The sequence below is a fragment of the Polaribacter sp. KT25b genome (assembly GCF_900105145.1).
Taxonomy (GTDB): domain Bacteria; phylum Bacteroidota; class Bacteroidia; order Flavobacteriales; family Flavobacteriaceae; genus Polaribacter.
This window is the reverse complement of sequence record NZ_LT629752.1, coordinates 3,474,069-3,500,245: the sequence shown is the minus strand read 5'-3', so window position 1 is coordinate 3,500,245 and position 26,177 is coordinate 3,474,069. Positions and strand designations below refer to the sequence as shown.

The following is a 26,177-nucleotide window of genomic DNA, read 5'->3' as shown; positions in this document are numbered from 1 at the left end:
GTTTTTAAAAGCTGAAGGATTTTTTTTTAATACTAATAGTGATATTATTTTAATGAGTTTTAAAATAATTAAAAACGGATTTCAAAAGAATCCATATCATTCAAAAAGCCCAATTTTTCTCTTACTTTTTGCTGATGTTTTTTACTAATAATTGCAGAAACAATTCCGACTTCATTTTTAGATAACTTAGAAAGATTTTCTCCTAAATAATCAATAACTAAGGAATTTCCTGAATATTCATACTTATTAGCATCTATTCCTGTTCTATTTACGCCAATTACATAACTCATATTTTCAATTGCACGAGCTTTTAAAAGTGTTTTCCAAGCTTTAATTCTTATCACTGGCCAATTTGCCATAAAAATTAAAAGATCGTAATTCTCAGTATTTCTAGCCCAAACAGGAAAACGTAAATCATAACAAATTAAAGGGCAAATTTTCCAACCTTTAAAAGTAACAATCAATTTTTCTTTACCAGAAGTATATACTTTATCTTCGCCAGCCAATGAAAAAGAATGACGTTTGTCATACGTTTCTATTTTTCCTGATGGATGTACAAAAACCAATCTATTATAATAATTATTGTCATGATTAATAACCAAACTACCTGTAATTGCAAACTGGTTTTCAGTAGCCATTTTTACCATCCATGAAACGGCATTTCCATTCATTTTTTCAGCTACAATTTCTGGTTTCATTGTAAAACCCGATGTAAACATTTCTGGCAACACAATTAAATCTGTATTTTTTGGTAGACTGTTTATTTTTTCTTCAAAAGAAGCTATGTTTTTAGTCGGATTTTCCCAAAATAAATCAGTCTGAATACCAACAATATGTAATTCATCAGTCATTAAAATAAATTTAAAGATTAGAGACATATAAATGTAAGATTTTGTAATTTAGAAATCCAAAAAAAAGCGATGCAATCTTTTATTTCTGAAACTTTAGATGATATTTTACAAACTACAAAATCGTTTGAAGATGTTGTTTTTATATTGCCTTCTCAAAGAGCAAAGGTGTTTGTAAAACAAGCGTTTAAAGATAAAATAGCTGTAGGTTTTTTGCCAGAAATGCTAAATATAGAGCAATTTATTCAGCAAATATCTGGCGTACAAAAAGCAGATAATATTCAGTTATTATTTCATTTTTATACCATTTATAAAAGCGTAGAGAAGAATCCGGATTCTTTTGATGCCTTTTCTTCTTGGGCGTTAACTGTTTTACAAGATTTTAATGAAATTGATCAGCATTTAATAAATACCAAAGAGATTTTCACGTACTTAAGAGATATAGAACGTTTAAGAAAATGGTCTGTAAATGGTACTTTTAAAGAAACTGAATTGATAAAAGGTCATTATTCTTTTTTAGAAAAACTGAATAATTATTACAATGCTTTTTATCAGTTTTTATTGGATAAAAATATCGGTTATCAAGGATTAATGTACAGAGAAGCTGCTAAAAAAGTAGATACTTTTCTAGATAAGAATACAGCTAAAAAGTTCTTTTTTATTGGTTTTAATGCGCTTAATAAAGCAGAGGAATTATTGTTTCAAAAAGTTTTAGAAAATGGAAATTCAGAAATTTATTGGGATATTGATGAATCGTTTTTCAACTCAAATCATCAAGCAGGAAAATTCATCAGAAAATATAAAAAAGAGTGGAGATATTATGAAAAAAACCAACTTAAATCTTTAGGAAATTCATTTTCATCACCAAAAAAAATACAAGTTATTGGTGCTGCTAAAAATAATACTCAAATAAAATATATTGGTGAAATTTTAGAAGAAAACGCTCAATTTAAAAATACTGCTTTGGTTTTAGCAGATGAAACTTTACTGCCTATTACGCTAAATTCTTTACCTAAAAACATTAACGCAATAAATATTACAATGGGCTATCCTTTAAAAGATATACCAACAACAAGTTTATTGTTTGCTGTTTTTCAGTTGTTTGTTTCTCAAGATAAATTCCAGAAAAATAGTTTAAATGAGTTTTATTATAAAGATGTAATTCGTTTTTTTAAACATCAATCTATTTATGGACTTATTTCTAATATTGACAATTTCACATCAGAAATAGCAAAAGATAATCAAACATTTATCAATGAAAAATTGCTTGAAAAGTTTTTAGAAAATCAGGAATCCGAAGTTAAAAATGTTATTTTAAACCTCTTTAAAAATTTTGATTCTGTTTCTAATTTTATGGATAGAATTTTAGATCTAATCAATATCTTAAAAGAAAAAGTTGATGCGTTAGAAAAAGAATATTTGTTTCGTTTTTACACTGTTTTTACACAATTAAAAACATTGCAAAATGAGTTTGAATATTTTACTGATTTAAAAACATTATCGCTCTTTTTTAGACAATTAATAGGTTCAGAAAGTTTGTCTTTTCAAGGAGAACCATTAAAAGGTTTACAATTAATGGGAATGTTAGAAACGCGTGTTTTAGATTTTGAAAACATCATTCTAGCGTCTGCAAACGAAGGAGTTTTACCAGCAAGTAGCCAACAAAATTCTTTTATTCCTTTTGATGTAAAAGTTGAATTTGGCTTGCCAACTTACAGAGAAAAAGATGCTATTTTTTCGTATCATTTCTTTCGATTAATTCAAAGAGCTAAAAATGTTTTTATTTTATACAATACAGAACATGATGTTTTTGGAAGCGGAGAAAAAAGCAGATTTGTAACACAATTAGAAATGATGAGAACAGATATTGTTCATAAAATTGTTTCGCCCAAAGTGGTTTCTCAAAAAACAAATTTAAAACAAATTACTAAAAATGAGCAGGTTTTTGAGCGATTAAAAGAATTGGCAAAGCAAGGTTTTTCTCCTTCATCATTAACCAATTATTTATACAATCCAGTTGCGTTTTACAAACAGAAAATTTTACGGATTAAGGAATTTGATGATGTTGAAGAAACAGTTGCATTTAATACCTTAGGAACTGTTGTACATGAAACTTTAGATGAATTATATAAACCTTTTATTGGTAAATTTTTAACTGTGGATGCCATTTTAGACATGGAAAAAATAGCTAAAGATTTGGTGGTAAAACATTTTAAAATCCATTTTAAAAATGGCGATTTATCAACAGGTAAAAATCGTTTAATTTTTGAAGTTGCCAATAGATTTGTAACTAATTTTTTATCGCAAGAAAAGACATTGTTAAAAGATAAAAATAATCAATTAAAAATTATTGCAACAGAAGAAAATTTATCCGCAGAAATAGAAATCGACGGAATTAATTTCCCAATAAAAATTCATGGAAATGTAGATAGAGTTGATGAGTTAAATGGAGAAATTAGAATTATTGATTATAAATCTGGAATGGTACAAAGTGCAGAATTAAAAGTACTAGATTTTGAACAATTAAGAGAAAAACAGCAATACAAAGCTATTCAGGTTTTATTGTATGCTTATTTATATTCAAAGAATAAAAAACATGATTTTTCAAAAAATTTAAAAGGTGGAATTTATTCTTTTAAAAATTTAAATAACGGATTTTTAGCTATTAAATTTTCATCAAATTATAGAAATCCTGATCATAATATATCATCAGAAAAACTAGAAGAATTTATTACTGAATTAAAAGAATATATTAAAGAAATTTATAATCCAGCAATTGATTTTATTGAACCAGCAGATTTAAAATATTAATTTATTTTCCTTTTAAAACTAACAAAGGAATATTTGTATGAAACTCTTCTTTTAAAACAGTACTTTTTTCCCATAATTTTTTAAAGAAACCTCTTTTACGTCTAAAAACGCACAACATATCTGGGTTGAATTTTTGAAAATGTTCTAAAACTCCTTGAAAAGCTGTTGCATTTTCTGTTATAGTTAAAGAAGTTTTTAGCTTTTCTAAATCTTTATCTAACACCAAGTCTTCGTCTGTATAATCGGCAGTTTTTACTTGTAGTAAATTTATTTCAGGATTAAATTTCTTAGCAATTAATTGCAATGGTATTAAAACTGTTTTACTTTTTACAATTCCAGAGTTAAATGCCATTAAAATGTTTTTAATAGGCACGTATTTATATCCATCAGGAACCGTTAAGAGAGGTATATCTGTTTGTTTAACAAGTTTTCCTGCAGTTTTTCCTAAAAAAACTTCTTCTTTTATAGAATTACTTTTTGCACCAACAATTATTAAATCGATGTCTAATTTGCTATCAATAGATTCTACACTATCTACCAAAGTACCTTTTGCAGAAATTAATTTTACAGCTACATTTTTTCTATCCACAGAATTTACAATTGCTCGTAAATACAAATTTGTTTCACGTTCAATAATTGAGTTCACATTTTTCATAATTCCTGCTTTAGTTTGTGCGCTGTAAGCTCTAAAAACAAGAACATTTGCATTTACTTCTGATGCAAAATCGATGGCATATTGTAAAGTGTTTTGTGCACTTTCTGTAGATCCAATTGGTACTAAAATGTTTTTCATAATACAAGTTTATAGGTTGCAAAGTTACTCATTTTTCAGAAAGTAAAACAATTTAGAACTTTTTAGATATGTACCTTTGTTAAAAATATATTTTTGTGAAAACAGACATTAGCTTTAAACGTATAAATAAACTGGCAATTCCGGCTTTAATTGCAGGTATTGCAGAACCTTTATTATCTATTACAGACACCGCAATTATTGGTAATATGGATAAAAACGCAACAGAAAGTTTGGCGGCTGTTGGCATTGTTGGCGCATTTATTTCTATGCTTGTTTGGGTTTTTGGACAAATTAGAAGTGCAATTTCTTCTATTATTTCTCAATATGTTGGCGCCAATAAATTGGATGAAATAAATACGTTGCCAGCACAAGCAATTGCAATTGTAGTTGTTGGAAGTTTACTAATTTTGGCAATTTCTTATCCTTTTGCAGCTCAAATTTTTCAATTTTATAATGCATCTGGATCAGTTTTAGAAGCTTGTGTTATTTACTTTAAAATTAGAATTTTTGGCTTTCCTTTTTCGCTTTTCGTATTTTCTATATTTGGAATTTTTAGAGGTTTACAAAACACCTTTTATCCAATGATAATTGCAATTTGCGGAGCTTTATTAAACATTTTTTTAGACATTATTTTTGTTTACGGTATAGAAGGTTTTATTCCTGCAATGCATATTGAAGGTGCTGCGTATGCAAGTGTAATAGCTCAAATAACAATGGCAATAATTGCATTGGTTTTATTGATGAAAAAAACATCGATTTCATTAAAAATAAGTTTACCTTTTCATAAAGAAATTCCCAATTTAATGGGTATGATTGGCAACTTATTTATAAGAACAATTGCTTTAAATACAGCTTTGTATTTTGCAACTGCATTTGCTACAGGTTATGGTAAAGAATATATTGCTGCTTATACAATTGGTTTAAATCTTTGGTTGTTAGGTGCTTTTATGATTGATGGATATTCAAGCGCTGGTAATATTTTAGCTGGTAAATTATTAGGTGCAAAAGATTACAAAACGTTACTTAAATTAAGTAATAAGTTAACAAAATATGGTCTTGCTACTGGTGTTTTTATAGCATTATTAAGTACTGTTTTTTATAATTTTATTGGGCAGGTTTTTACTAAAGAATCTTTAGTTTTAGAACAGTTTTATCATGTTTTTTGGATTGTAATTTTAACGCAACCCATAAGTGCAATAACATTTATTTTTGACGGAATGTTTAAAGGAATGGGAGAAATGAAATATTTAAGAAATGTATTAATTTTATCTACAGGACTCGTTTTTATACCCACAATTTTCTTTTTTGATTGGCTAGATTATAAATTAGTTGCTATCTGGATTGCTTTTACACTTTGGATTTTAGCAAGAGGAGTTCCGTTAATTATTAAATTTAGAAGTAAATTTTTACCATTATCGCAATTGTAATTTTATGTTTTTATTATACTATTCAATTTTGAAATCACTTTTTAATTTAGTTATCTTGTAACATTAAATTTTATACGAAATGAAAGTTGTTAAATTTCTAGTAATTATCCTTTTTGGAATACTTATTGTGTCTTGTAAAAAAGAAAAAATGTTGCAAGATTTTATGGTAGATTCCTGGCAAACAACCTATTTAAAAATAGAAATGCCAACAGCAAATAAAACTGATTCTTTATCTGTTTATGAAGATGAATTTGATAATAATCCTGATAGAATTGCGCAATCTAAATACAATGCAGATGGTACTTTTTCTGCCTGGTTTATTAATAAGCAAGGAGTAAAAGATTCTAAATCTAACGGAACATGGTCTGTAAACAAAGATACTTTACATATAGAATACTTCTATTTAGGAAGAAATGTAAAAGTAAATTATATAGTTACTAAAGCAGAAGAAGGCTTTATTGCAAAAAGTGTTTATGATTGGGACGACGATGGTGAATTTGATGATACTTTAATAATGAAAACAAAACGTATAAAATCAGAATAAATAGTGTTCAATTTTAAAAATATTTCCCTTAGAATACGTATCTTTTTGTCTATGATTTTATTGGTGTTGTTAGCATCAATATTAATTTTGGGTGTAACTGTTTATCAATACGACGAGCAAACAAAAGATTATAATATTCAGCGTTTTGAGCGTAAAGAAGCTACAACTCAAGAAACTATTGAGTTAGAATTAACAAATAAAACAACATATTTAGTTAACACAGAAAATTTACCAAAAATATTTCAAGAACGTATTTATGAAATATCATCTATAAATAAATTAAATATTTCATTTTTCGATTTAAAGGGTAATTTTCTAATTTCATCTAAAACAAATGCGTTTGAAGAAACAGATATAAAACCTTTAAATCATCTTATTTTAAATGAATTATCTCAAAACTCTAATCATAAAATATTAAAAAGTAGAGAAGAAGATGGTGTTGGGTATCAAACTTCATATTCGTATATAAACGACCCTAAGTTTAAAAGAATAGGAATTTTAGAAATGCAGTTTACGCAAGATAATTCTGAAATTGAAAGTGAATTAAGAGAGTTTATTTACAGATTAGGTTTGGTGTATTTACTAATGTTTATAATTGCTATTGCGCTTGCCTATTTGTTATCTAGTTATATTACAAGATCAATACAAACTATTTCTGATAAAATGCATCAAACACGATTGCATGAACGAAATGAAAAAATAATTTTAAATGCAGCAAGTTCAGAAATTGAAGTTTTAGTAGAAGCTTATAATAATATGATTGATCAGCTTGAAGAAAGTGCTGTAAAATTAGCAAAAAGCGAACGTGAACAAGCTTGGCGAGAAATGGCAAAACAAGTTGCGCACGAAATTAAAAATCCGTTAACACCAATGCGTTTATCTGTGCAAAGTTTTGAGCGTAAATTTAATCCTGCGGATGAAAATATTAGAGAAAAATTAGCAGAATATAGTAAAACATTAATTCAACAAATAGATGTAATGAGCTCTATTGCTTCTGCTTTTTCTGATTTTGCTAAAATGCCAACTCAAAAAAGAGAAAAAGTTGAAATAATAAGTGTTGTTAAATTAGCGTTAGATATTTTTGGTGAAGATTTTATCAACTATTATCCAAAAGAAGAAGAATTATTTGCCTATTTAGATAAAACTCAATTGATTAGAATTGTTACTAATTTGGTTAAAAATGCCATTCAAGCTACAGAAAATAAAGAAACTCCTATAATTGATGTTACTGTTTTATCAGAAAATAATAACGTAAAAATTACGGTTACAGATAACGGAAGAGGAATTCAAGAAAAAGTAAAAGATTTAATTTTCGAACCAAAATTTACTACAAAATCTAGTGGAATGGGACTTGGTTTGGCAATGATAAAAAATATTATAGAAGCGTATGATGGTACAATTTCTTTTACATCAGAAGAAGGAATTGGTACTGTTTTTACAGTGGTTTTACCAAAAATATAAAAAACAAACTTTTATTTTAAACTATAGAATATGAAATTTGATAACATTTTAGTAGAAAAAAATAACAAAATTGCTCAAGTAACAATTAACAGACCTAATAAACTAAACGCTTTAAACAAGGCAATAATTCATGAATTAAGTGAGGCTTTTAAAGCTTTAGAAGGTGATAATGACATAAAAGTTATTGTGCTTACAGGTAGTGGCGATAAAGCTTTTGTTGCAGGTGCAGATATTTCTGAATTCTCGCATTTTTCTGTTGATGAAGGCGGAACTTTAGCAAAAAAAGGACAAGAAATATTATTTAATTTAATAGAAAATTTATCAACGCCAGTAATTGCCGCAATTAATGGTTTTGCTTTAGGTGGCGGTTTAGAATTGGCAATGGCGTGTCATTTTAGAATTGCATCAAATAATGCAAAAATGGGTTTGCCAGAAGTTTCTTTAGGTGTAATTCCTGGTTATGGCGGTACACAACGTTTGCCGCAATTAGTTGGTAAAGGTAAAGCTATGGAAATGATTATGACTGCAACAATGATTCCTGCAGATGAAGCTTTTAATTGTGGTTTGGTAAATCATGTAACTACTCAAGAAGAATTATTACCATTAGCAGAAAAAATTGCTAGTAAAATTATGCGAAACTCATCTGTAGCAATTTCTGCTGCAATTAGAGCTGTAAATGCAAATTTTGAAGATGGTGTAAATGGTTTTGATGTAGAAATTGAAGAATTTGGAAATTGTTTTGGTACCAATGATTTTAAAGAAGGAACAACTGCTTTTTTAGAAAAAAGGAAACCTAATTTTCCTGGAGAATAAAAACGATTTAACATGTTTATAAATAAAAAAACGAGCCAATTACGGCTCGTTTTTTTATTAACACACTCTAATTTGAACAATTACTTACTTATAATTTAAATTCTTTGGTATAATTATTATCATCATCAAAATTAACAGTTATTTTATAATCACCTGCTATTTCATCATCTAATCTTAATACTCTATTTAAGAATTCTTGATTTTTTACTGTTTCAGAATAAACAATTTCACCATTAAAATATAAATCAATTTTTAAAGGTTTTTTATCAAAATTTATTTTAGAAATAAAAATTCTGTTTTCTTCATTTCTGATAAGAGGTTTGAAGATTACTTTTTCTGAATCTTTAATAAAAACCACTTTTTTATCTTTAACTTCCAGAGATTTAATGATAACTTCAAACTCTTTGTGTAATTCTATAGTGTATAAACCATCATTTAAAGGAGATAAATCGAAAAATTTAATTAGTTTTCCTTTTGTATAAATAGTTTCAGAATGAAGTTGAACTCCATTTTTATCGTTAACAGTTAATTGCTGTCCTTTTTTAACGTTTTCAAATACTATTTTTACTTTACTAGCATTTATAGTTTTGTTAATTTCATTGTCGTTGTTTGCGTAGTTTAATAATGTTCCTAACATAAAAACTACTACTAATATTCTTCTTTTGATTGTTTTCATAATATAAATCTTTACTAATTTATACTGCAAATTTATGGTAGAACTTTAGTTTTAAAAACAACACAATTGGCATATTTGTATTTTATTTTAACTGTAAATTTAATGTTAATAACTCTTAAAGTTAAAATAACATATGTTTTGGTTAATATTATAATTATTTATAATAGTTTGATTTATAAATGAATAAAAATGATAAAATAGTAAAGATTATTCTTGCTGATGAAACTCTAAGTTTTTTGCTCTAAAATTAGAGCAAAAAAAACGAGCCAATTAAGACCCGCTTTTTTGTTAAATTCAGAGTTTAACATAACATCAACTAAAACTATTTTTTAAATTTTAAAATCTTTGGTATAATTGTAATCATTGTAATAAACAATAACTGTATAATCTCCTTTTATTTCATTGTCTAATCTGTAAGCTCTCTTTAAATATTCTTCATTTTTTATTACTTCAGAATAAATAAGTTTACCATTAAAGTACAAAGTAATTTTTAAAGGTTCTTTATTAAAATTTATTTTAGAAATTAAAACCAGATTTTCTTCATTTCTAATAACTGGTTTAAATATTTTTTCTTCTGATTCTTTAATAAAAACCACTTTTTTATCTATAACTTCTAGAGATTTAATGATAACTTCAAATTCTTTATGTAATTCTATAGTGTATAAACCATTATTTAAAGGCGATAAATCAAAAAATTTAATTAGTGATCCTTCTGTAGAAATAGTTTCAGAATGAAGTTGAATTCCATTTTGATCGTTAACAGTTAATTGTTGTCCTTTTTTAACATTTTCAAATACTACTTTTACTTTAGTAACATTTACAATTTTGTTAAAATCATTTTCATTGTTTGCGTAGTTTAATAATGTTCCCAACATAAAAACTACTACTAATACTTTTCTTTTAATTGTTTTCATAATATAAATTTTTAATAATTTATACTGCAAAGTTATAGTAGGAGTTTGGTTTTAAAAACAACACAATTGGTATTTTTGTGTTTTATTTTAACTGTAAATTTAATGTTAACAAATATGTTGGTTAAAATAGAATATATAATTTTATAATTCTTTGCTATAATAATCATTAGAGAGAAACTTAATGTTATTATTTTAAGAAAGTATAGTTATTTAATAAATGGATTTGTTTTTTGAGGAAAAGGAAGGCTAATATGTATTGATGCTTAAGTTGTTTTATTTAAAATTAGAGCAAAAAAAACGAGTCAATTAAGACTCGTTTTTTCGTTAAATCCACATTTAACCAATAATCTAATCAACTAAAACTAAATTTTAAATTTTTTTGTGTAATTATTATCATTGCTAGAAACAATAATTTTATAATCTCCTTTTATTTCATTGTCTAATCTGTAAGCTCTCTTTAAATATTCTTCATTTTTTACTATTTCAGAATAAATAACTTTACCATTAAAGTATAAATCAATTTTTAAAGGCTTTTTATCAAAATTTATTTTAGAAATTAAAACCAGATTTTCTTCATTTCTAATAACTGGTTTAAATATTTTCTTTTCTGATTCTTTAATAAAAACCACTTTTTTATCTTTAACTTCAAGAGATTTAATAATAACTTCAAATTCTTTATGTAATTCTATAGTGTATAAACCATTATTTAAAGGCGATAAATCAAAAAATTTAATTAGTGATCCTTCTGTAGAAATAGTTTCAGAATGAAGTTGAATTCCATTTTGATCGTTAACAGTTAATTGTTGTCCTTTTTTAACATTTTCAAATACTACTTTTACTTTAGTAACATTTACAATTTTGTTAAAATCACTTTCATTGTTTGCGTAGTTTAATAATGTTCCCAACATAAAAACTACTACTAATACTTTTCTTTTAATTGTTTTCATAATATAAATCTTTACTAATTTATACTGCAAAGTTATAGTAGAGGTTTAGTTTTAAAAACAACACAATTGGCATGTTTGTGTTTTATTTTAACTGTAAATTTAATGTTAATAAAACAGTGGGTTAAAATAGCGTATAAATAGGGTAATTTTATAATTCTTTGCTATAATAATCATTAGAGTTAAGGTATTAGAAATATTATGATAATAGCAATATTTCTTTAGAGAGAAACATAATGTTATTATTTTAAGAAAGTATAGTTATTTAATAAATGTATTTTTTTGTAGAAAAGGAAGGCTAATATTTATTGAAGCTTAAGTTGTTTGATTTTAAAATTAGAGCAAAAAAAAACGAGCCAATTAAGGCTCGTTGTTCCGTTAAATCCACATTTAACTAATAATCAACTAAAACTAATATTTAAATTCATTTGAGTAACTTTTATTATTGCTAGAAACAATAACTTTATAATTACCTTTTAATTTTTCATCTAATCTGTAAGCTCTTTTTAACATTGTTTCATTATCAATAGTTTCAGCTAAAATAACTTCACTATTGTAAAATATAGTAACCTTTATAAGTTCTTTATGAAAACCTATTTTAGATATAAGAACTAAATTTTCTTCGTTTCTAATAAAAGGTTTAAAAAATACTTTATCAGAACCCTTAATAAAAGATACTTTATTGTCTTTAACCTCAAGAGATTTAATAACAATAATAAATTCTTTATTTAATTCAACTGTGTATAAACCATTATTTAATGATGATAAATCAAAAAATTTAGTTAATTCACCTGTTGTAGAAACTGTTTCTGCATGAAGTTGAATTCCGTTTTCATCGTTAACAGTTAATAATTGTCCTTTTGTAACATCATTAAATACTACTTTAACTTTGTTAGCATTTACAGTTTTGTTAAAATCATTTTCATTATTAGCATAGTTAAATAATGACACTAACATTAACATTATAACTAATACTCTTTTCTTCATTGTTTTCATAAAATAAATTATTACTTACTTACACTGCAAATTTATGGTAGAAGTTTAGTTTAGAAAACAACAAAATTGGCATATTTGTATCTTATTTTAACTGTAAAATTAATGTTAAATTCATGTAAGGTTAAAATATTACACAATAAAGATAATTTTATATAGGTTATAATATTGTTCTTTCGTATTTTTGCAAAAATATATGATGCAAATAAAACCTACTCTCGAAAAAATTACCCCCAATTTTGGTAGTTCTCTATTAGTAAAGAAACATTTAGAGTTTTTAAAGACAGATAAACCCTTTTGGCATTTTCATCCAGAAATTGAATTAGTGTATGTAAATAAAGGAAAAGGGAAAAGACATATAGGTAACCATATTAGTTACTTTAATAATAGTCAATTAGTGTTAATAGGATCTAATTTACCACATGTTGGTTATATGGATCGTTTAACAACAAATGGTTCTGAAACCTTAATACAGTTTAAACCAGATTTTTTAGGAAGTGAATTTTTTAAAATTCCAGAAATGATTGCTGTTGAAGCACTTTTTGAACGCGCTAAAAAAGGAATTCGTTTTAATATAGAAATTAAACAACGAATTGGTGCTAAAATTGAAGCTTTGGTAGAATTAGAAGGTGTACAAAGAATAGCTTCTTTTTTAGAGATTTTAAATGATTTAGCAACTACAGACGATTATACATTATTAAATGCAAATGGTTTTGCTTTCGAAACCATACCACAAGACAGTAATAAAATCGAAGTTATCTACAATCATATTAATAATCATTTTAGAGAACATATAAGTTTAGATGAAGTTTCTGAATTGGTTAGTATGACTGTACCTGCTTTTTGTAGATATTTTAAAAAATCTACAGGAAAAACATTTACTAAATTGGTAAATGAATATAGAGTTGTACATGCAACTAAATTATTAGCAGAAAGTAATTCTAGTATAACAGATGTTAGTTTTGAGTGCGGATTTAATAATTTTTCTCACTTTAATAAACTATTTAAAAACTTTACAGGAAAAAGTGCTTCTAAATATAGAAGTGAAATGAAAAATTTAATTCAGTAAATACGATGGAAGATAAAATTGAAAAAGCTATTGAGTATTATACTTTTAAAAGTAAAGAAATTTTAAATTTCATCAATTCTAAAGATAATTTAACTGTAGAAGAAATAATAGAAAAAGGAGAAGAATTAGCCGTTTTAGAATCAAAAATTACAGCATTAGAAGTAGCAAAAGAAAATTAGATTTATTTTAAATATTTAATTTTATATTTTTCTGATAAAGGCACATCAAAAAAAGATTATAGTTTGCCATTCCATTCATTATAAAATTGTGATAGAAAAGTTTCCATAAATTGGTGTCTTTCTGTTGCAATTTTTTTTCCAGTAGCTGTATTCATTTTATCCTTTAAAAGCAATAGTTTTTCATAAAAATGATTAATTGTTGGCGAATCTGTTTTTTTATATTCCTCTTTGGTCATGTTTAAATTTGGTAAAATATCAGGATTGTAAAGCGCTCTATTTTTAAATCCACCATAATTAAAACAACGTGCAATACCAATTGCGCCAATAGCATCTAATCTATCTGCATCTTGCACAACTTCTAATTCTTTAGAGTTAAATTTTTCTCTATTAGTTTCTAAAGAGTTTTTAAAAGAAATATATTTTATAATGTTAATAACATGTGTAATTATTTTGGCGTCTACTTTTTGGTTTTTCAGAAAATCAGCAGCCATTTTAGGTCCAATAGTTTCATCGCCATCATAAAATTTTGGATCTGCAATATCGTGCAATAAAGCACCTAAAGAAACAATAAAAATATCTGCTTTTTCATCCTTAGAGATTAAAATAGCATTTTTAAAAACACGCTCAATATGAAACCAATCGTGTCCACCTTCTGCATATTTTAATTCGGTTTTAACAAACTTAATAGTATTTTGTATTATTTTTTCTTGATTCATTTTATTTTCTTAAAATAAGTTCTTTTTTAATATTTTTTATTTCAAAAAGCATAACAAATAACATTGGTGCAAAAAATAAAGGTAAAAATGTTTGAAAAGAAAGCCCGTTTTCTATAGTTGAAAATACCGCAAAAACAATCATCAAAAAGAGTACTACACTTTGAATAATCAACATAGTTTTTTGTTTCTTTAATTTCTTTTTTAACTCTTCTATTGTGTAAGTAGATAATATGGAAGCCATAATTTTAAATTTTGGATAAAAATAAAAAATCCACGTAAATAAACGTGGATTTTTGTATTGATTCTTGAATCAAAAAAGTCTTGTTACTTTATTTATACTAACAAAACTCTTCGTAAGCTTGTGCTAAATTTTGTGCAATCATTTGTGCAGAACGACCTTCAATATGATGACGCTCTAACATATGTACTAAATTACCATCTTTAAACAATGCAATTGCAGGAGAAGATGGAGGAAACGGAATCATAAATTCTCTTGCTTTTTGTGTAGATTCTTTTTCTACACCAGCAAAAACAGTTGTTAAGTTTGTAGGCGTTTTTTCTGCACCTAAAGAAGCTACCGCTCCTGGTCTAGCTGTACCAGCTGCACAACCACAAACCGAGTTTACTACCACTAAAGTTGTTCCTTCTTTAGACATCGCGTTCTCAACGTCTTCACTTGTATATAATGCTTCAAAACCTGCGTTAATTAACTCATCACGCATTGGTTTTACTAATTCTTCTGGATACATATTTTCTAAATTTAAAATGCAAAGATAGGTATTTGTTTATCAAAATTCAACAAACTTAAAAATGGTAGTTTCAATAGAAATATCAATAAAATTGATTCTTTTTATTTTGGGCATGCCCATTTTTACCTAAAAGTATCGTTATACTTTTACTTTTAGGTAAAAATCGTCAGGCTTTCCGCACTCGCTTTTTTTATGAAAAATAAAAAAGAGCTCAAACAATTGCTTCAATCCTTCATGCAAATTCGGTCTAACTATTTTATAAATTTCGAAAAATCCAACAATCTAAGTGACAAACAATCTATTTTAAACTTTGTAACTTTGCTGCTTTAAAAAAATAAAAAATGGGTAGTTTTACAAAATGGTTAGGAGCGGGTTTAGGTTTTTCATTAGGAGGGCCAATAGGAGCCGCAATTGGTTTTGCACTTGGTAGCTTTGTAGATGGTTTTTCTGAAAAAGATTTAAAACAAGAACAAATAGATTACGATAGAGCTAACCAATCTGGACAAAGAAGAGGTTCTGTAGATACAGAATCTGGAGATTTTGAGATGAGTCTTTTAGTATTAGCATCCATTGTAATAAAATCTGATGGAAAAGTAGATAAAAGAGAATTAGACTTTGTTCGCAACCAATTTGTTAGTATGTATGGCAAAGAAAGAGCAAATAGCGCTTTTAAACTTTTTAAAGGAATTATTAAAAAAGAAGTTTCTGCACGTCAAGTTTGTATGCAAATTAGAGCACACATGTCACATTCTTCACGTTTACAATTATTACACTTTTTATTTGGTATCGCTAAAGCAGATGGTTTTGTAATTCAATCAGAAATAGAAGAAATCAGAAAAATTGCTGGATATTTATACATCAATCAAAATGATTTTGATTCTATTAAAGCCATGTTTTATGATGAATCTAATGCTTCATATAAAATTTTAGAGATATCAAAAGAAGCCACAGATGATGAGGTAAAAACTGCGTACAGAAAAATGGTAAAAAAATATCATCCAGATAAATTACAAGGTTTGGGAGAAGAGCATTTAAAAGGCGCAAACGAAAAGTTTCAAAGCATACAAGCTGCTTATGAGAAAATAAAAAATGAAAGAGGACTTTAAAAATAATCACAAAGTTTTAAAGTAGCAGAGTTACAAAGTTTAATCACTTGTACTTTGAAACTTTGCTACTTTCAACTGTATAAATTTCCAAGAAAATCTGTATTTTCGCATTCTTATTAGAAAAGACAGAAAATGAAAGCGAAATTTCCTGAGTATAAAGGGCTTGACTTACCAAAAGTAGCAGAAGAAATTCTAAACTATTGGCAAGAAAATAACATATTCGAAAAGAGTGTAACTTCTAGAGAAAATGCAAAACCTTTTGTGTTTTTTGAAGGGCCTCCTTCTGCAAACGGACTTCCAGGAGTTCACCACGTTTTAGCAAGAGCAATTAAAGATATTTTTCCACGATATAAAACCATGAAAGGTTACCAAGTAAAGCGTAAAGCGGGTTGGGATACGCATGGTTTGCCAATAGAATTGGGTGTTGAAAAAGAATTAGGAATTACTAAAGAAGATATTGGTAATAAAATTTCTGTAGAAGATTATAACGCAGCTTGTAGAAAAGCAGTAATGCGTTATACTGATATTTGGAACGATTTAACCAATAAAATGGGATACTGGGTAGATATGGAAGATCCATACATTACCTACGAACCAAAATATATGGAGTCTGTTTGGTGGTTATTAAAACAGATTTACAACAAAGAATTAATTTACAAAGGGTATACAATTCAGCCTTATTCGCCAAAAGCGGGTACAGGTTTAAGTTCTCACGAGTTAAATCAACCAGGAACTTACCAAGATGTAACAGATACAACTGTTGTTGCACAATTTAAAGCGATAGAAAATACACTTCCAGATTTTTTACAAAATGAAGGAACTGTTTATTTTATAGCTTGGACAACAACTCCTTGGACTTTGCCAAGTAATACAGCATTAACTGTAGGGCCAAAAATTGAATATGTTTTAGTAGAAACTTTTAATCAATATACATTTGAGCCAATTAAAGTTGTTTTAGCTAAAAATTTAGTTAGTAAGCAATTTGCAGGTAAAAACAATGTACAAGTTGAAACTTCAGAAGAATTAAGTACTTACAATGCTGGTGATAAAAAAATTCCTTATCACGTAATTAAAGAATTTATTGGTAAAGATTTAGTTGGTATTAAATACGAGCAATTATTAGATTACTGTTTACCAAATGACAATCCTCAGGATGCTTTTAGAATAATTGCTGGAGATTTTGTTACTATAGATGATGGAACAGGAATTGTACATACAGCGCCAACTTTTGGAGCAGATGATGCTATGGTTGCTAAACAAGCAACACCAGAAATTCCACCAATGTTGGTAAAAGATAAAAATGATAATTTAGTTCCTTTAGTAGATTTACAGGGTAAATTTAGACCAGAAATGGGCGAGTTTGCGGGTAAATATGTAAAGAACGAATATTACGCAGATGGTGAAGCCCCAGAAAGATCTATTGATGTTGAATTGGCTATTAAACTTAAAACAGAAAACAAGGCTTTTAAGGTTGAAAAATACAAACACAGTTACCCAAATTGTTGGCGTACAGATAAACCAATTTTATATTATCCATTAGATTCTTGGTTTATTAAAGTAACTGATGTTAAAGATAGAATGCACGAGTTAAACAAAACCATTAACTGGAAACCAGAATCTACAGGAACTGGACGTTTTGGTAACTGGTTAGCAAATGCAAACGACTGGAATTTATCTCGTTCTCGTTATTGGGGAATTCCATTGCCAATCTGGAGATCAGAAGATGGTAAAGAAGAAATTTGCATTGGTTCTGTTAAAGAATTAAAGCAAGAAATGGCAAAAGCTGTTGAGGCTGGAGTTTTAGCAGAAGATATTTTTGCAGATTTTGAAGTTGATAACAACTCAGAAGAAAACTATGCAAAATTAGATTTACATAAAAATATTGTTGATGAAATTGTATTAGTTTCAGCATCTGGACAACCAATGAAACGCGAAAGTGATTTAATTGATGTTTGGTTCGATTCTGGTTCTATGCCTTATGCACAATGGCATTATCCGTTTGAAAATAAACAAAAAATTGATGGAAACGAATCTTTTCCTGCAGATTTTATTGCAGAAGGAGTAGACCAAACACGTGGTTGGTTTTATACGTTACATGCAATTGCAACAATGGTTTTTGATTCTGTTGCTTACAAAAATGTAGTTTCTAACGGTTTAGTTTTAGATAAAAACGGACATAAAATGTCTAAGCGTTTAGGAAATGCTACAGATCCGTTTACAACATTATCAACATATGGAGCAGATGCAACACGTTGGTACATGATTTCTAACGCAAATCCTTGGGATAATTTAAAATTCGATTTAGAAGGAATTGAAGAAGTAAAACGTAAGTTTTTCGGAACTTTATATAACACCTATTCGTTCTTTACTTTATATTCAAATCTTGATGGGTTTTCTTATAAAGAAGCAGATATTCCTTTAGAAGAAAGACCAGAAATAGACAGATGGATTTTATCAGAATTAAATACTTTAATCAATAAAGTTGATAAATTCTATGAAGAATACGAGCCAACGAGAGCTGCAAGAGCAATATCAGATTTTACACAAGATTATTTAAGTAACTGGTATGTGCGTTTAAGTAGAAGACGTTTTTGGAAAGGAGATTATCAAACAGATAAAATTTCTGCGTATCAAACTTTGTATACATGTATGATTACAATTGCGAAATTAAGTTCGCCAATTGCGCCATTTTTTATGGACAGATTGTATCAAGATTTAAATTCTGTAACGGGTAAAGAAACATCAGAAAGTATTCATTTATCTAATTTTCCTGTTTACGATGCTAGTTTTGTTAATAAAAGCTTAGAGCGTAAAATGGAAAATGCACAAATTATATCATCTTTAGTTTTATCATTAAGAGCAAAAGAAAAAATAAAAGTGCGTCAGCCATTGCAAAAAATTATGATTCCTGTAGATAATCCTCAGCAAAAGGAAGAAATTTTAGCGGTAGAAAATCTTATTAAACACGAAGTTAATATTAAAGAAATTCAAATTTTAGATGATGCTTCAGATATTTTAATCAAACAAATTAAGCCTAATTTTAAAGCTTTAGGTCCAAAATTTGGAAAAGATATGCGTTTTATTGCATCAGAAGTGCAAAAATTTACTCAAGAAGATATTAACAAAATAGAAAAAGATAAAAACATTTCTATAGAAATTAATGGAAAAAATATTATTTTGGACGCTTCAGATGTAGAAATATCATCAAAAGATATAGAAGGTTGGTTAGTTGCAAATGAAGGCGCGTTAACAGTTGCTTTAGATGTTACCATTACAGAAGAATTACGTAAAGAAGGTGTTGCAAGAGAGTTGGTAAACAGAATACAGAATGCACGTAAAGATTCTGGTTTAGAAGTAACAGATAGAATTAAATTAACGGTTTTAAACAATCAAAACTTACAACAATCTATTGCTGATAATAAAGAATACATTATGAGTGAAACATTAACCACTGAACTGGTTTTTGTTGATGAGTTAGAAGATGGTACAGAGATTGAATTTGATACCATAATAAGTAAAATATTAATTGAAAAAGCTTAGGAAATGTCAGGTGTTAAGGTAAAATATTCAGAAGAAGACTTGTTAGAATTTAAAGAAATTATTAACAAGAAAATTACAAGAGCTCAAGAAGATTTAGAAATGTTAGAAGGTGCATATAAAAATAATGCAGATAATGGTACAGATGATACATCGCCATCATTTAAATCTTTTGATGAAGGTTCTGAAGTAATGAACAAAGAAGCAAACGTGCAATTAGCAATTAGACAAGAAAAGTTTATTAGAGACTTAAAAAATGCCTTAATGCGCATAGAAAATGGTACTTATGGTATTTGTAGAGTTACTGGTAAATTAATACAAAAAGAGCGTTTAAAATTAGTGCCTCATGCTACTTTAAGTATTGAAGCAAAAAGAGCTCAATAACTAGTTTATAATAGTATAATTTTAATCCAATTTTTAATACTAATCGTGTTAAAAATTGGATTTTCTATTTGTAAATTAACCTTATCTACTTTTAAATAAGAATATTATCATATTTTTGTAAATATGAAAAAGAAATTGTTTTTAATAGTTTTTCTTTTTTGTGGCTTTTTGTTTTATAAATCTTTTGGAAAGAAAAATAAAATAGAAAAAGTACAAGAAAGTTATGCCAAACTTATAAAAAATCATCCCTTTAATAATGCTTTAAATTTTACAAAAGAAGAAAGAGTTGCTTTCGGAATTCCGCCAAATAAGTATTTTGAGGAAAAATATTTGTTAGAAATAAATCCATACACAGGTAAAACGCATCCAGAAAATATTTATAATCTTCAACAAGAATTAAAATTAAAAAGAGCATATGAACAAAGAGCTCCAGGAGACGCAATAAACAATCAATGGCAAGAGCGTGGCCCAAATAATGTTGGCGGAAGAACACGAATGCTACTTTTTGACCCAAATGATGTAAATAATAAAAGAGTTTTTGCTGGCGGTGTAAGTGGTGGTCTTTGGGTAAATAATGATATTACAGATGAAAACTCTTCGTGGATTAGCGTAGGTATTGATGAGAATCTGTCTGTAACTTGTATGGCAGTAGATCCTAATAACTCTCAAATAATGTATATAGGAACTGGTGAATTATACGTTCCGCAACAAGCTTTAGGAAACGGAATTTGGAAATCTATCGATGGAGGAGCAACATGGACAAATATTTACAAAGTTAGAGGAACAACTTCTTCTGGTTACGTTCCTGGTACTTATTATATAACAGATATAATTGTTAGAGATGCCGATGGCGATAGTTTAACCACAAACGATTCTGAAGTTTTTGCAAGTATTGGTGCAACTTTTTATACAACAAATCCTATTAATACATATGTTGGTCTTAACGAATATGGGCTTTATAAATCTTCTGATGAAGGCGAAAATTGGTCTAAAATTAGTTTAGATGTTGATGGAAATAGTGTAGCAGGTAATGATTTTGAAATAAGTTTAGATAATAAACTTTGGTTAGGAACAGTAAGTAATCTTTATGGTAAAGGTGGCGGAAGAGTATATAATAGTTCTGATGGTAATACATTTACTTTAAAACATACAATTGCAAATGCAAGACGAACAGAAATATCAGTTTCTAAAAAAAATGCAAACGCTTTGTACGTTTTAGCACGAGTAAGAACATATGATGAAGATAACAACTTAATAGCTCCGTTTGTATCTCTTTTAAAAACAGATGATGCATTTGGTACTTTACCAACTTTATTAACGTTGCCTAATGATGCAGATACAGATATTCCTGCAAATGATTTTGCTAGAGGTCAAGCTTATTATAATTTAATGTTAGAAATAGATCCAACAGATGATGATATTGCTTATGTTGGTGGAATTGATTTATTTAGAACAACAAATAGTGGAACTTCTTGGGATCAAATATCTAAATGGTCTGAGAATAATAACTTGGCTGCATTAAATGTTTCGTATGTTCATGCAGATCAACATGCAATGGCTTTTTATCCTTCGGATGCTAATGTTGCAATTTTTGGAAACGACGGAGGTGTTTTTTATACTTCGTCATTATCAACTGCGAATTCAAGTACAACTGCAATAAAATCTAGAAATAAAGATTATAATATTGTACAATTTTATAGCAGTGCAATTGGTCAAAGTATAGATTCAGAATATATTCTTGGTGGCTCTCAAGATAATGGAACACAATTTTTTAATAATCCATCCGAAGGTATAAATTCATCAATAAAAATCTCAGGTGGTGATGGTGCAAGATGTTTCGTTGATAAAGATAACTCGTATTTAATAGTAACTAATTCATATAATAAAATTAGTAGGTTTAATTTGCCATACATTGGTAATGAATTTGTTATTTCATCAAGTGAAAGTTCATCTAGTTTTTTAAACGCAATGGCACTAGATGAAAACTTAGATATTCTTTACTCAAATGGTGCAGATCATCTATCTCGTTTTTCTGATATTACAACAAATACACCTATTAGAACAAATATTACAAATGCACTTTTAAATAATATTACCGCACTAAAAGTATCGCCATTTACAACTACTTCTTCAAGTGTTTTTGCAGGAACAAGAACAGGGAAATTAGTTAAAATTGAAAATGCAAATACAGCAACACAAACAATTACGGATATTTCTTCAGGTTCTTTTTTAGGTAGTATTTCTTCTATTGAGTTTGGCGTATCTGAAAATGAAATTATGGTTACTTTTTACAATTTTGGCGTGGAAAGTATTTGGTTTACAGATGATGGTGGCGTAAATTGGATGAATAAAGAAGGTGATTTTCCTGATATAAATGTAAGAAGTATTTTAATGAATCCTTTAAATAATGATGAGGTTATTGTTGGAACTGAATTAGGGGTTTGGAATACCAGTAATTTTAAAGATGCTTCGCCAGTTTGGAATCAATCTTACAACGGAATGTCTAATGTTGCTGTTACTTCTTTAAGTTTAAGAACAGTAGATAACACAATACTTGCCTCAACTTTTGGAAGAGGAATGTTTACAGGTAAGTTTACAGGAAACCCGTTAACAATTTGGACCGGAATTATAGATTCTGATTGGACAAACGCTGGCAATTGGTCTAACGGTTTACCAGCTATAAATATGGATGTAAAAATACCAAATACAACAATAAAACCGATTTTAAATTCTGCTGTAATTGTTGATAATATTGCTATTGAAACAGGTGCTTTGCTAACTTTAAATGCGCAAGCTGCTTTAACTGTAAACGAGAGTTTAACAAATAATGGAACTCTAAAGATCAATTCAAATTCAACAAATTCTGGTAGTTTAATTATTGATGAAAATGCGATAGGAAATGTAACCTACAATAGATCTGTAACTGCAAATTGGCATTTAGTAAGTTCGCCTGTAAAAGGTCAAATTTATAATGATGCATGGATTTTAGATAATTCAATTATATCTAGTTCTAGTAATGCAAATAGAAAAGGTTTAGGAGTTTATGATAATTCTGATGGATGGCAATATTTTTTAGCAGGAAATTCATCAACATTTAACCAAGGAGAAGGATTTACTATTTTAAGGTCTGAAGCAGGAAATTTATCATTTACAGGAAGTTTATTAACAATAAACAAAAATGTTACTATTTCTGATGGATCAAATAATGCGTATAATCTTTTAGGAAACGTTTTTACTTCTTACATTCCAATAAATGCAGATGCAGACGCAAGTAATAATTTTTTAACTGTAAATAGTAGTTCGTTAAGCGAGCAAACTTTATGGTTATGGAATGGAACATCTTATATTACAGTTAATCATGCGTCTTCATCACAATTTTTATCGCCAGGACAAGCTTTTTTTGTTGCTTCAAAAATTGGAAATAATACGGTTAGTTTTACAAAAGAAATGCAAAGTCATCAAACAACTAATTTTTTAAAAACTAAGGAACAAAAGTCAGAAATTACGCTTACAGTTAGTTTAGAAAAAGAAAACAGAACAACTAAAATATTTTATATTGATGGTGCTTCTACTGATTTTGATAATGGTTATGATAGTTCTATTTATAACGAAACTTCTAATAATTTAGAGATTTATACAAAACTGATAAACCAAAAAGATAAACGAAATTTAGCCATTCAATCTTTGCCAAAAGAATATTCAAATATAATTCCTGTTGGCGTTGTTTTACCAGCTAATTCTAGGGTCGAATTTAGTATTTCGTCAAAAAATATTGCTGAAGATGTAAACATTTATTTAGAGGATAAAAAACTTGGAATATTCACCTTATTAGAAAATGAAGGCGGTTCATATATCTTTACATCCAAAGAAAAAATTAATAATTCTGATAGATTTTATCTTCACACATTAAAAGAAACGTTACATGTAATTGATGAAGATTTATCAAGAATTAAAATTTATACATCAAATAAAAAAGTATATTTTTCTGGTTTACCTAAAGGTGAAAATGTGGTAGAAATATATAATTTAATTGGAAAAAAAATAATACAGAAATCAATAGAAAAAAGTGAAGATTATATTTCGATAGAAAAAATAGTAAAAGGTCTTTATATTGTAGATCTCAAAACTGAAAAAGGGACTAAAAGTAAAAAAATAATTATTCAGTAAAAACAGTTAAAGTTATTTTTAATTTAATGAAATACATTTATTTAGTATCATTTTTATTCTTTTCGACGATAGTTTTTTCTCAAAAGAAAGTGATTAAAAAGTTTGAAACTAATTTACAAGAAGTTGAAATTTCAACAATTGGTTTAGATAATTTTGTGCTTGAAAATTCACCTTCAGGTTTTATTGAAATTATCTTATTTGCAGAAAATCCTAATGAAAAACATATTCTGTTTAAAGAAGAAAATAATGTAATACAGTTAGAATTTATTATTGAAGAACTACAATCCGAAGAAACAATTTTTAGAAAATTTATTACTAAAAGATTGCAAAGAGCATCTGTAGTTGTAAAAATTCCTAAAGGAAAAAAAGTAACTATTTTTGGTGAAAATATAAATATTGAATCTAAAAATTATCAAGGAGATTTAGCTGTTTTTATTGATGAAGGAATTGTTAAATTCAACGAGGTAAAGGCAAATACATCTGTAAAATTATATGAAGGCAATATTTATGCAACTCTTAAAAATACAAATATTAATGTAACTTCAAACACTGGTAAGATTCAAATTGATAACATTTTGCATGAAAAAAGGTATCAAAAAGAGTCAGAAAAAAATCAGAAAAATTTTACGGTAACAAGCTTAAAAGCTAATATTTACTTAACTACACAAAAACCACAATAATATTCTTATTTTTGTGCGCACAAATTCAATAAAAATGTCCAAAAGGAACCTCGCAATTTTTACTATATTATTTACTATAATATTAGATCAAGTTATAAAAATCTATGTAAAAACAAACTTTGTTTTAGGAGAAGAAGTAGTGGTTTTCGATTGGTTTAAAATCCATTTTGTAGAAAATAACGGAATGGCAATGGGTTTTGAGTTTGGTGGTAAAGCAGGTAAACTTTTTTTAACCGTTTTTAGATTAGTTGCTGTAACTGCAATAATGTACTGGCTAGTTGGCAATATAAAAACGAAAGTTCATAATGCAGTAATTATTGCAATTTCATTAATTTTTTCTGGTGCAGTTGGTAATATTGTAGATTCTGTTTTTTACGGCGCAATTTTTGACGATTCTAGCCATAAAGTAGCAACTCTTTTTGCTGATGAGCCTTATGGAACTTTTTTTCATGGTAAAGTAGTAGATATGTTTTATTTTCCACTTTGGACTGGAGATTTACCAAGTTGGATTCCTTTTGTTGGTGGAGAACAATATACTTTTTTTCAATATATTTTTAATCCTGCAGATGCTTACATAACAATTGGTGTAGTTTTACTTTTTATTTTTAGCAAACAAGCTTTTCCAAAAGAAGAAAAAAATTCTGAGAATAAAGTAGCTTAAAGAGCATCAGAAATTTAATTTTTTCTTAAAATAAAGTCTCGTATTTTTCACTAACTTGTGTAAAGATTAGATTTTAAATTCTAACTTACTCAAGTATGAAGATTTCAAGATATATTCTCGTTTTTTTTATTGGTTTTTTCATTGCCAAATATTGGTATCAAAAAGATAATAAACATCAGCAAAAAGAAGAAATTCAAGTAGTTGTAAACTCAATTAAAAATATGAGTAAGCTAGTTGTGTCAAATGCAAACTTTTCTGAAATTTATAATTATTCTGATTCTAAAAAGTACTTTTACGAAACTATTTCTTTTGATAAAAAAGCCATTGTTACTGTAAATGCAACAGTTGAGGTTGGTTATGATTTATCAAAATTAGACATTCAAATAGATTCTTTACAGAAAAAAATTTACATCAATAAAATGCCTGATGAGGAAATTACAATTTCTCCGGATGTAAAATATTTTGATTTACAACAAAGTCAATTTAATACTTTTTCGAAAACAGATTTGAATAAAATCAACCAAAAAAGTATTGATAAAATTAAGGAATCAATAAAATTAACAAATTTAAAAACGGCTGCTAAAACACGTTTTTTCGAGGAAATTTCTAAAATTTATCAATTATCTGCTATTTATGGTTGGCAAGTTGTAGATAATACAAACGCTGGTTTTTTAGAAAATATAGCATACTAATTAAACCAATTTA

At 27.5% G+C, this 26,177-nt stretch carries 23 protein-coding genes; 14 read left to right on the top strand and 9 right to left on the bottom strand.

The features are described from left to right. Positions 1-68: 68 nt before the first annotated feature. Positions 69-851 carry an amidohydrolase gene (locus BLT70_RS15100; protein WP_091896228.1) on the bottom strand — a complete coding sequence of 261 codons (783 nt, stop codon included), beginning with the start codon at positions 849-851 and terminating at the stop codon, positions 69-71. A 69-nt stretch (positions 852-920) separates the two neighbouring features. On the opposite strand from BLT70_RS15100, the gene BLT70_RS15095 reads away from it, so the two are divergent. Beyond that, a complete protein-coding gene (locus BLT70_RS15095; protein WP_091896225.1) occupies positions 921-3,659 on the top strand; it encodes a PD-(D/E)XK nuclease family protein in 2,739 nt (912 codons plus the stop codon). A 1-nt stretch (position 3,660) separates the two neighbouring features. Here BLT70_RS15095 and BLT70_RS15090 read toward each other — a convergent pair whose 3' ends face one another. After that, the gene (locus BLT70_RS15090; RefSeq protein WP_091896222.1) at positions 3,661-4,452 is read right to left on the bottom strand and encodes a universal stress protein; all 792 of its coding nucleotides are present in this window, start codon (positions 4,450-4,452) and stop codon (positions 3,661-3,663) included. Positions 4,453-4,547: 95 nt separating this feature from the next. Here BLT70_RS15090 and BLT70_RS15085 point away from each other — a divergent pair, with 95 nt between their 5' ends. The 4 genes from BLT70_RS15085 to BLT70_RS15070 all read left to right on the top strand — a co-directional run bounded on the left by BLT70_RS15085 (position 4,548) and on the right by BLT70_RS15070 (position 8,697). Next, complete coding sequence (locus tag BLT70_RS15085; RefSeq protein ID WP_091896201.1) at positions 4,548-5,879, top strand: MATE family efflux transporter; 1,332 nt, start codon at positions 4,548-4,550, stop codon at positions 5,877-5,879. Positions 5,880-5,958: 79 nt separating this feature from the next. Continuing rightward, the gene (locus BLT70_RS15080; RefSeq protein ID WP_091896198.1) at positions 5,959-6,423 is read left to right on the top strand and encodes a hypothetical protein; all 465 of its coding nucleotides are present in this window, start codon (positions 5,959-5,961) and stop codon (positions 6,421-6,423) included. A 51-nt stretch (positions 6,424-6,474) separates the two neighbouring features. Next, complete coding sequence (locus BLT70_RS15075) at positions 6,475-7,884, top strand: PAS domain-containing sensor histidine kinase (protein ID WP_091896195.1); 1,410 nt, start codon at positions 6,475-6,477, stop codon at positions 7,882-7,884. 30 nt (positions 7,885-7,914) lie between these two features. After that, positions 7,915-8,697 carry an enoyl-CoA hydratase/isomerase family protein gene (locus BLT70_RS15070; RefSeq protein WP_091896192.1) on the top strand — a complete coding sequence of 261 codons (783 nt, stop codon included), beginning with the start codon at positions 7,915-7,917 and terminating at the stop codon, positions 8,695-8,697. A gap of 88 nt (positions 8,698-8,785) precedes the next feature. On the opposite strand, the gene BLT70_RS15065 is transcribed toward BLT70_RS15070, so the two are convergent. The 4 genes from BLT70_RS15065 to BLT70_RS15050 all read right to left on the bottom strand — a co-directional run bounded on the left by BLT70_RS15065 (position 8,786) and on the right by BLT70_RS15050 (position 12,218). Continuing rightward, a complete protein-coding gene (locus BLT70_RS15065) occupies positions 8,786-9,373 on the bottom strand; it encodes a hypothetical protein (protein ID WP_091896189.1) in 588 nt (195 codons plus the stop codon). A gap of 329 nt (positions 9,374-9,702) precedes the next feature. Beyond that, positions 9,703-10,287 carry a hypothetical protein gene (locus BLT70_RS15060; RefSeq protein WP_091896186.1) on the bottom strand — a complete coding sequence of 195 codons (585 nt, stop codon included), beginning with the start codon at positions 10,285-10,287 and terminating at the stop codon, positions 9,703-9,705. A gap of 362 nt (positions 10,288-10,649) precedes the next feature. Then, entirely contained in the window at positions 10,650-11,234 is a 585-nt protein-coding gene (locus tag BLT70_RS15055) for a hypothetical protein (RefSeq protein WP_091896183.1), read from the bottom strand. A 408-nt stretch (positions 11,235-11,642) separates the two neighbouring features. Beyond that, positions 11,643-12,218, bottom strand: coding sequence for a hypothetical protein (locus BLT70_RS15050; protein WP_231962744.1), 576 nt, complete (start codon positions 12,216-12,218; stop codon positions 11,643-11,645). A gap of 202 nt (positions 12,219-12,420) precedes the next feature. On the opposite strand from BLT70_RS15050, the gene BLT70_RS15045 reads away from it, so the two are divergent. Continuing rightward, complete coding sequence (locus BLT70_RS15045) at positions 12,421-13,293, top strand: AraC family transcriptional regulator (protein WP_091896177.1); 873 nt, start codon at positions 12,421-12,423, stop codon at positions 13,291-13,293. A 5-nt stretch (positions 13,294-13,298) separates the two neighbouring features. Continuing rightward, positions 13,299-13,472, top strand: a complete 174-nt coding sequence (locus tag BLT70_RS17270) for a hypothetical protein (protein ID WP_172824424.1) — start codon at positions 13,299-13,301, stop codon at positions 13,470-13,472. Positions 13,473-13,528: 56 nt separating this feature from the next. On the opposite strand, the gene BLT70_RS15040 is transcribed toward BLT70_RS17270, so the two are convergent. The 3 genes from BLT70_RS15040 to BLT70_RS15030 all read right to left on the bottom strand — a co-directional run bounded on the left by BLT70_RS15040 (position 13,529) and on the right by BLT70_RS15030 (position 14,937). Continuing rightward, entirely contained in the window at positions 13,529-14,188 is a 660-nt protein-coding gene (locus BLT70_RS15040; RefSeq protein ID WP_091896174.1) for an HD domain-containing protein, read from the bottom strand. Between the two features lies 1 nt (position 14,189). Beyond that, positions 14,190-14,429 carry a hypothetical protein gene (locus BLT70_RS15035; protein ID WP_091896172.1) on the bottom strand — a complete coding sequence of 80 codons (240 nt, stop codon included), beginning with the start codon at positions 14,427-14,429 and terminating at the stop codon, positions 14,190-14,192. A gap of 97 nt (positions 14,430-14,526) precedes the next feature. Further along, positions 14,527-14,937 (bottom strand): BrxA/BrxB family bacilliredoxin, encoded by a 411-nt coding sequence (locus BLT70_RS15030; RefSeq protein ID WP_091896168.1) that lies wholly within the window; start codon positions 14,935-14,937, stop codon positions 14,527-14,529. A 341-nt stretch (positions 14,938-15,278) separates the two neighbouring features. On the opposite strand from BLT70_RS15030, the gene BLT70_RS15025 reads away from it, so the two are divergent. The 7 genes from BLT70_RS15025 to BLT70_RS14995 all read left to right on the top strand — a co-directional run bounded on the left by BLT70_RS15025 (position 15,279) and on the right by BLT70_RS14995 (position 26,164). Continuing rightward, the gene (locus BLT70_RS15025; protein ID WP_091896165.1) at positions 15,279-16,043 is read left to right on the top strand and encodes a TerB family tellurite resistance protein; all 765 of its coding nucleotides are present in this window, start codon (positions 15,279-15,281) and stop codon (positions 16,041-16,043) included. Positions 16,044-16,175: 132 nt separating this feature from the next. Beyond that, positions 16,176-19,583, top strand: a complete 3,408-nt coding sequence (gene ileS, locus BLT70_RS15020; protein ID WP_091896162.1) for an isoleucine--tRNA ligase — start codon at positions 16,176-16,178, stop codon at positions 19,581-19,583. Between the two features lie 3 nt (positions 19,584-19,586). Continuing rightward, positions 19,587-19,964: a TraR/DksA C4-type zinc finger protein gene (locus BLT70_RS15015; RefSeq protein WP_091896159.1), complete on the top strand. Its 378-nt coding sequence runs from the start codon at positions 19,587-19,589 to the stop codon at positions 19,962-19,964. A gap of 123 nt (positions 19,965-20,087) precedes the next feature. Next, positions 20,088-24,131, top strand: coding sequence for a T9SS type A sorting domain-containing protein (locus tag BLT70_RS15010; RefSeq protein ID WP_091896156.1), 4,044 nt, complete (start codon positions 20,088-20,090; stop codon positions 24,129-24,131). A 26-nt stretch (positions 24,132-24,157) separates the two neighbouring features. Further along, positions 24,158-24,811: a hypothetical protein gene (locus BLT70_RS15005; RefSeq protein ID WP_157691916.1), complete on the top strand. Its 654-nt coding sequence runs from the start codon at positions 24,158-24,160 to the stop codon at positions 24,809-24,811. Between the two features lie 34 nt (positions 24,812-24,845). Further along, positions 24,846-25,472, top strand: a complete 627-nt coding sequence (locus BLT70_RS15000; protein WP_091896150.1) for a lipoprotein signal peptidase — start codon at positions 24,846-24,848, stop codon at positions 25,470-25,472. Positions 25,473-25,567: 95 nt separating this feature from the next. Beyond that, positions 25,568-26,164, top strand: coding sequence for a DUF4230 domain-containing protein (locus BLT70_RS14995; RefSeq protein ID WP_091896147.1), 597 nt, complete (start codon positions 25,568-25,570; stop codon positions 26,162-26,164). Positions 26,165-26,177: the final 13 nt, after the last annotated feature.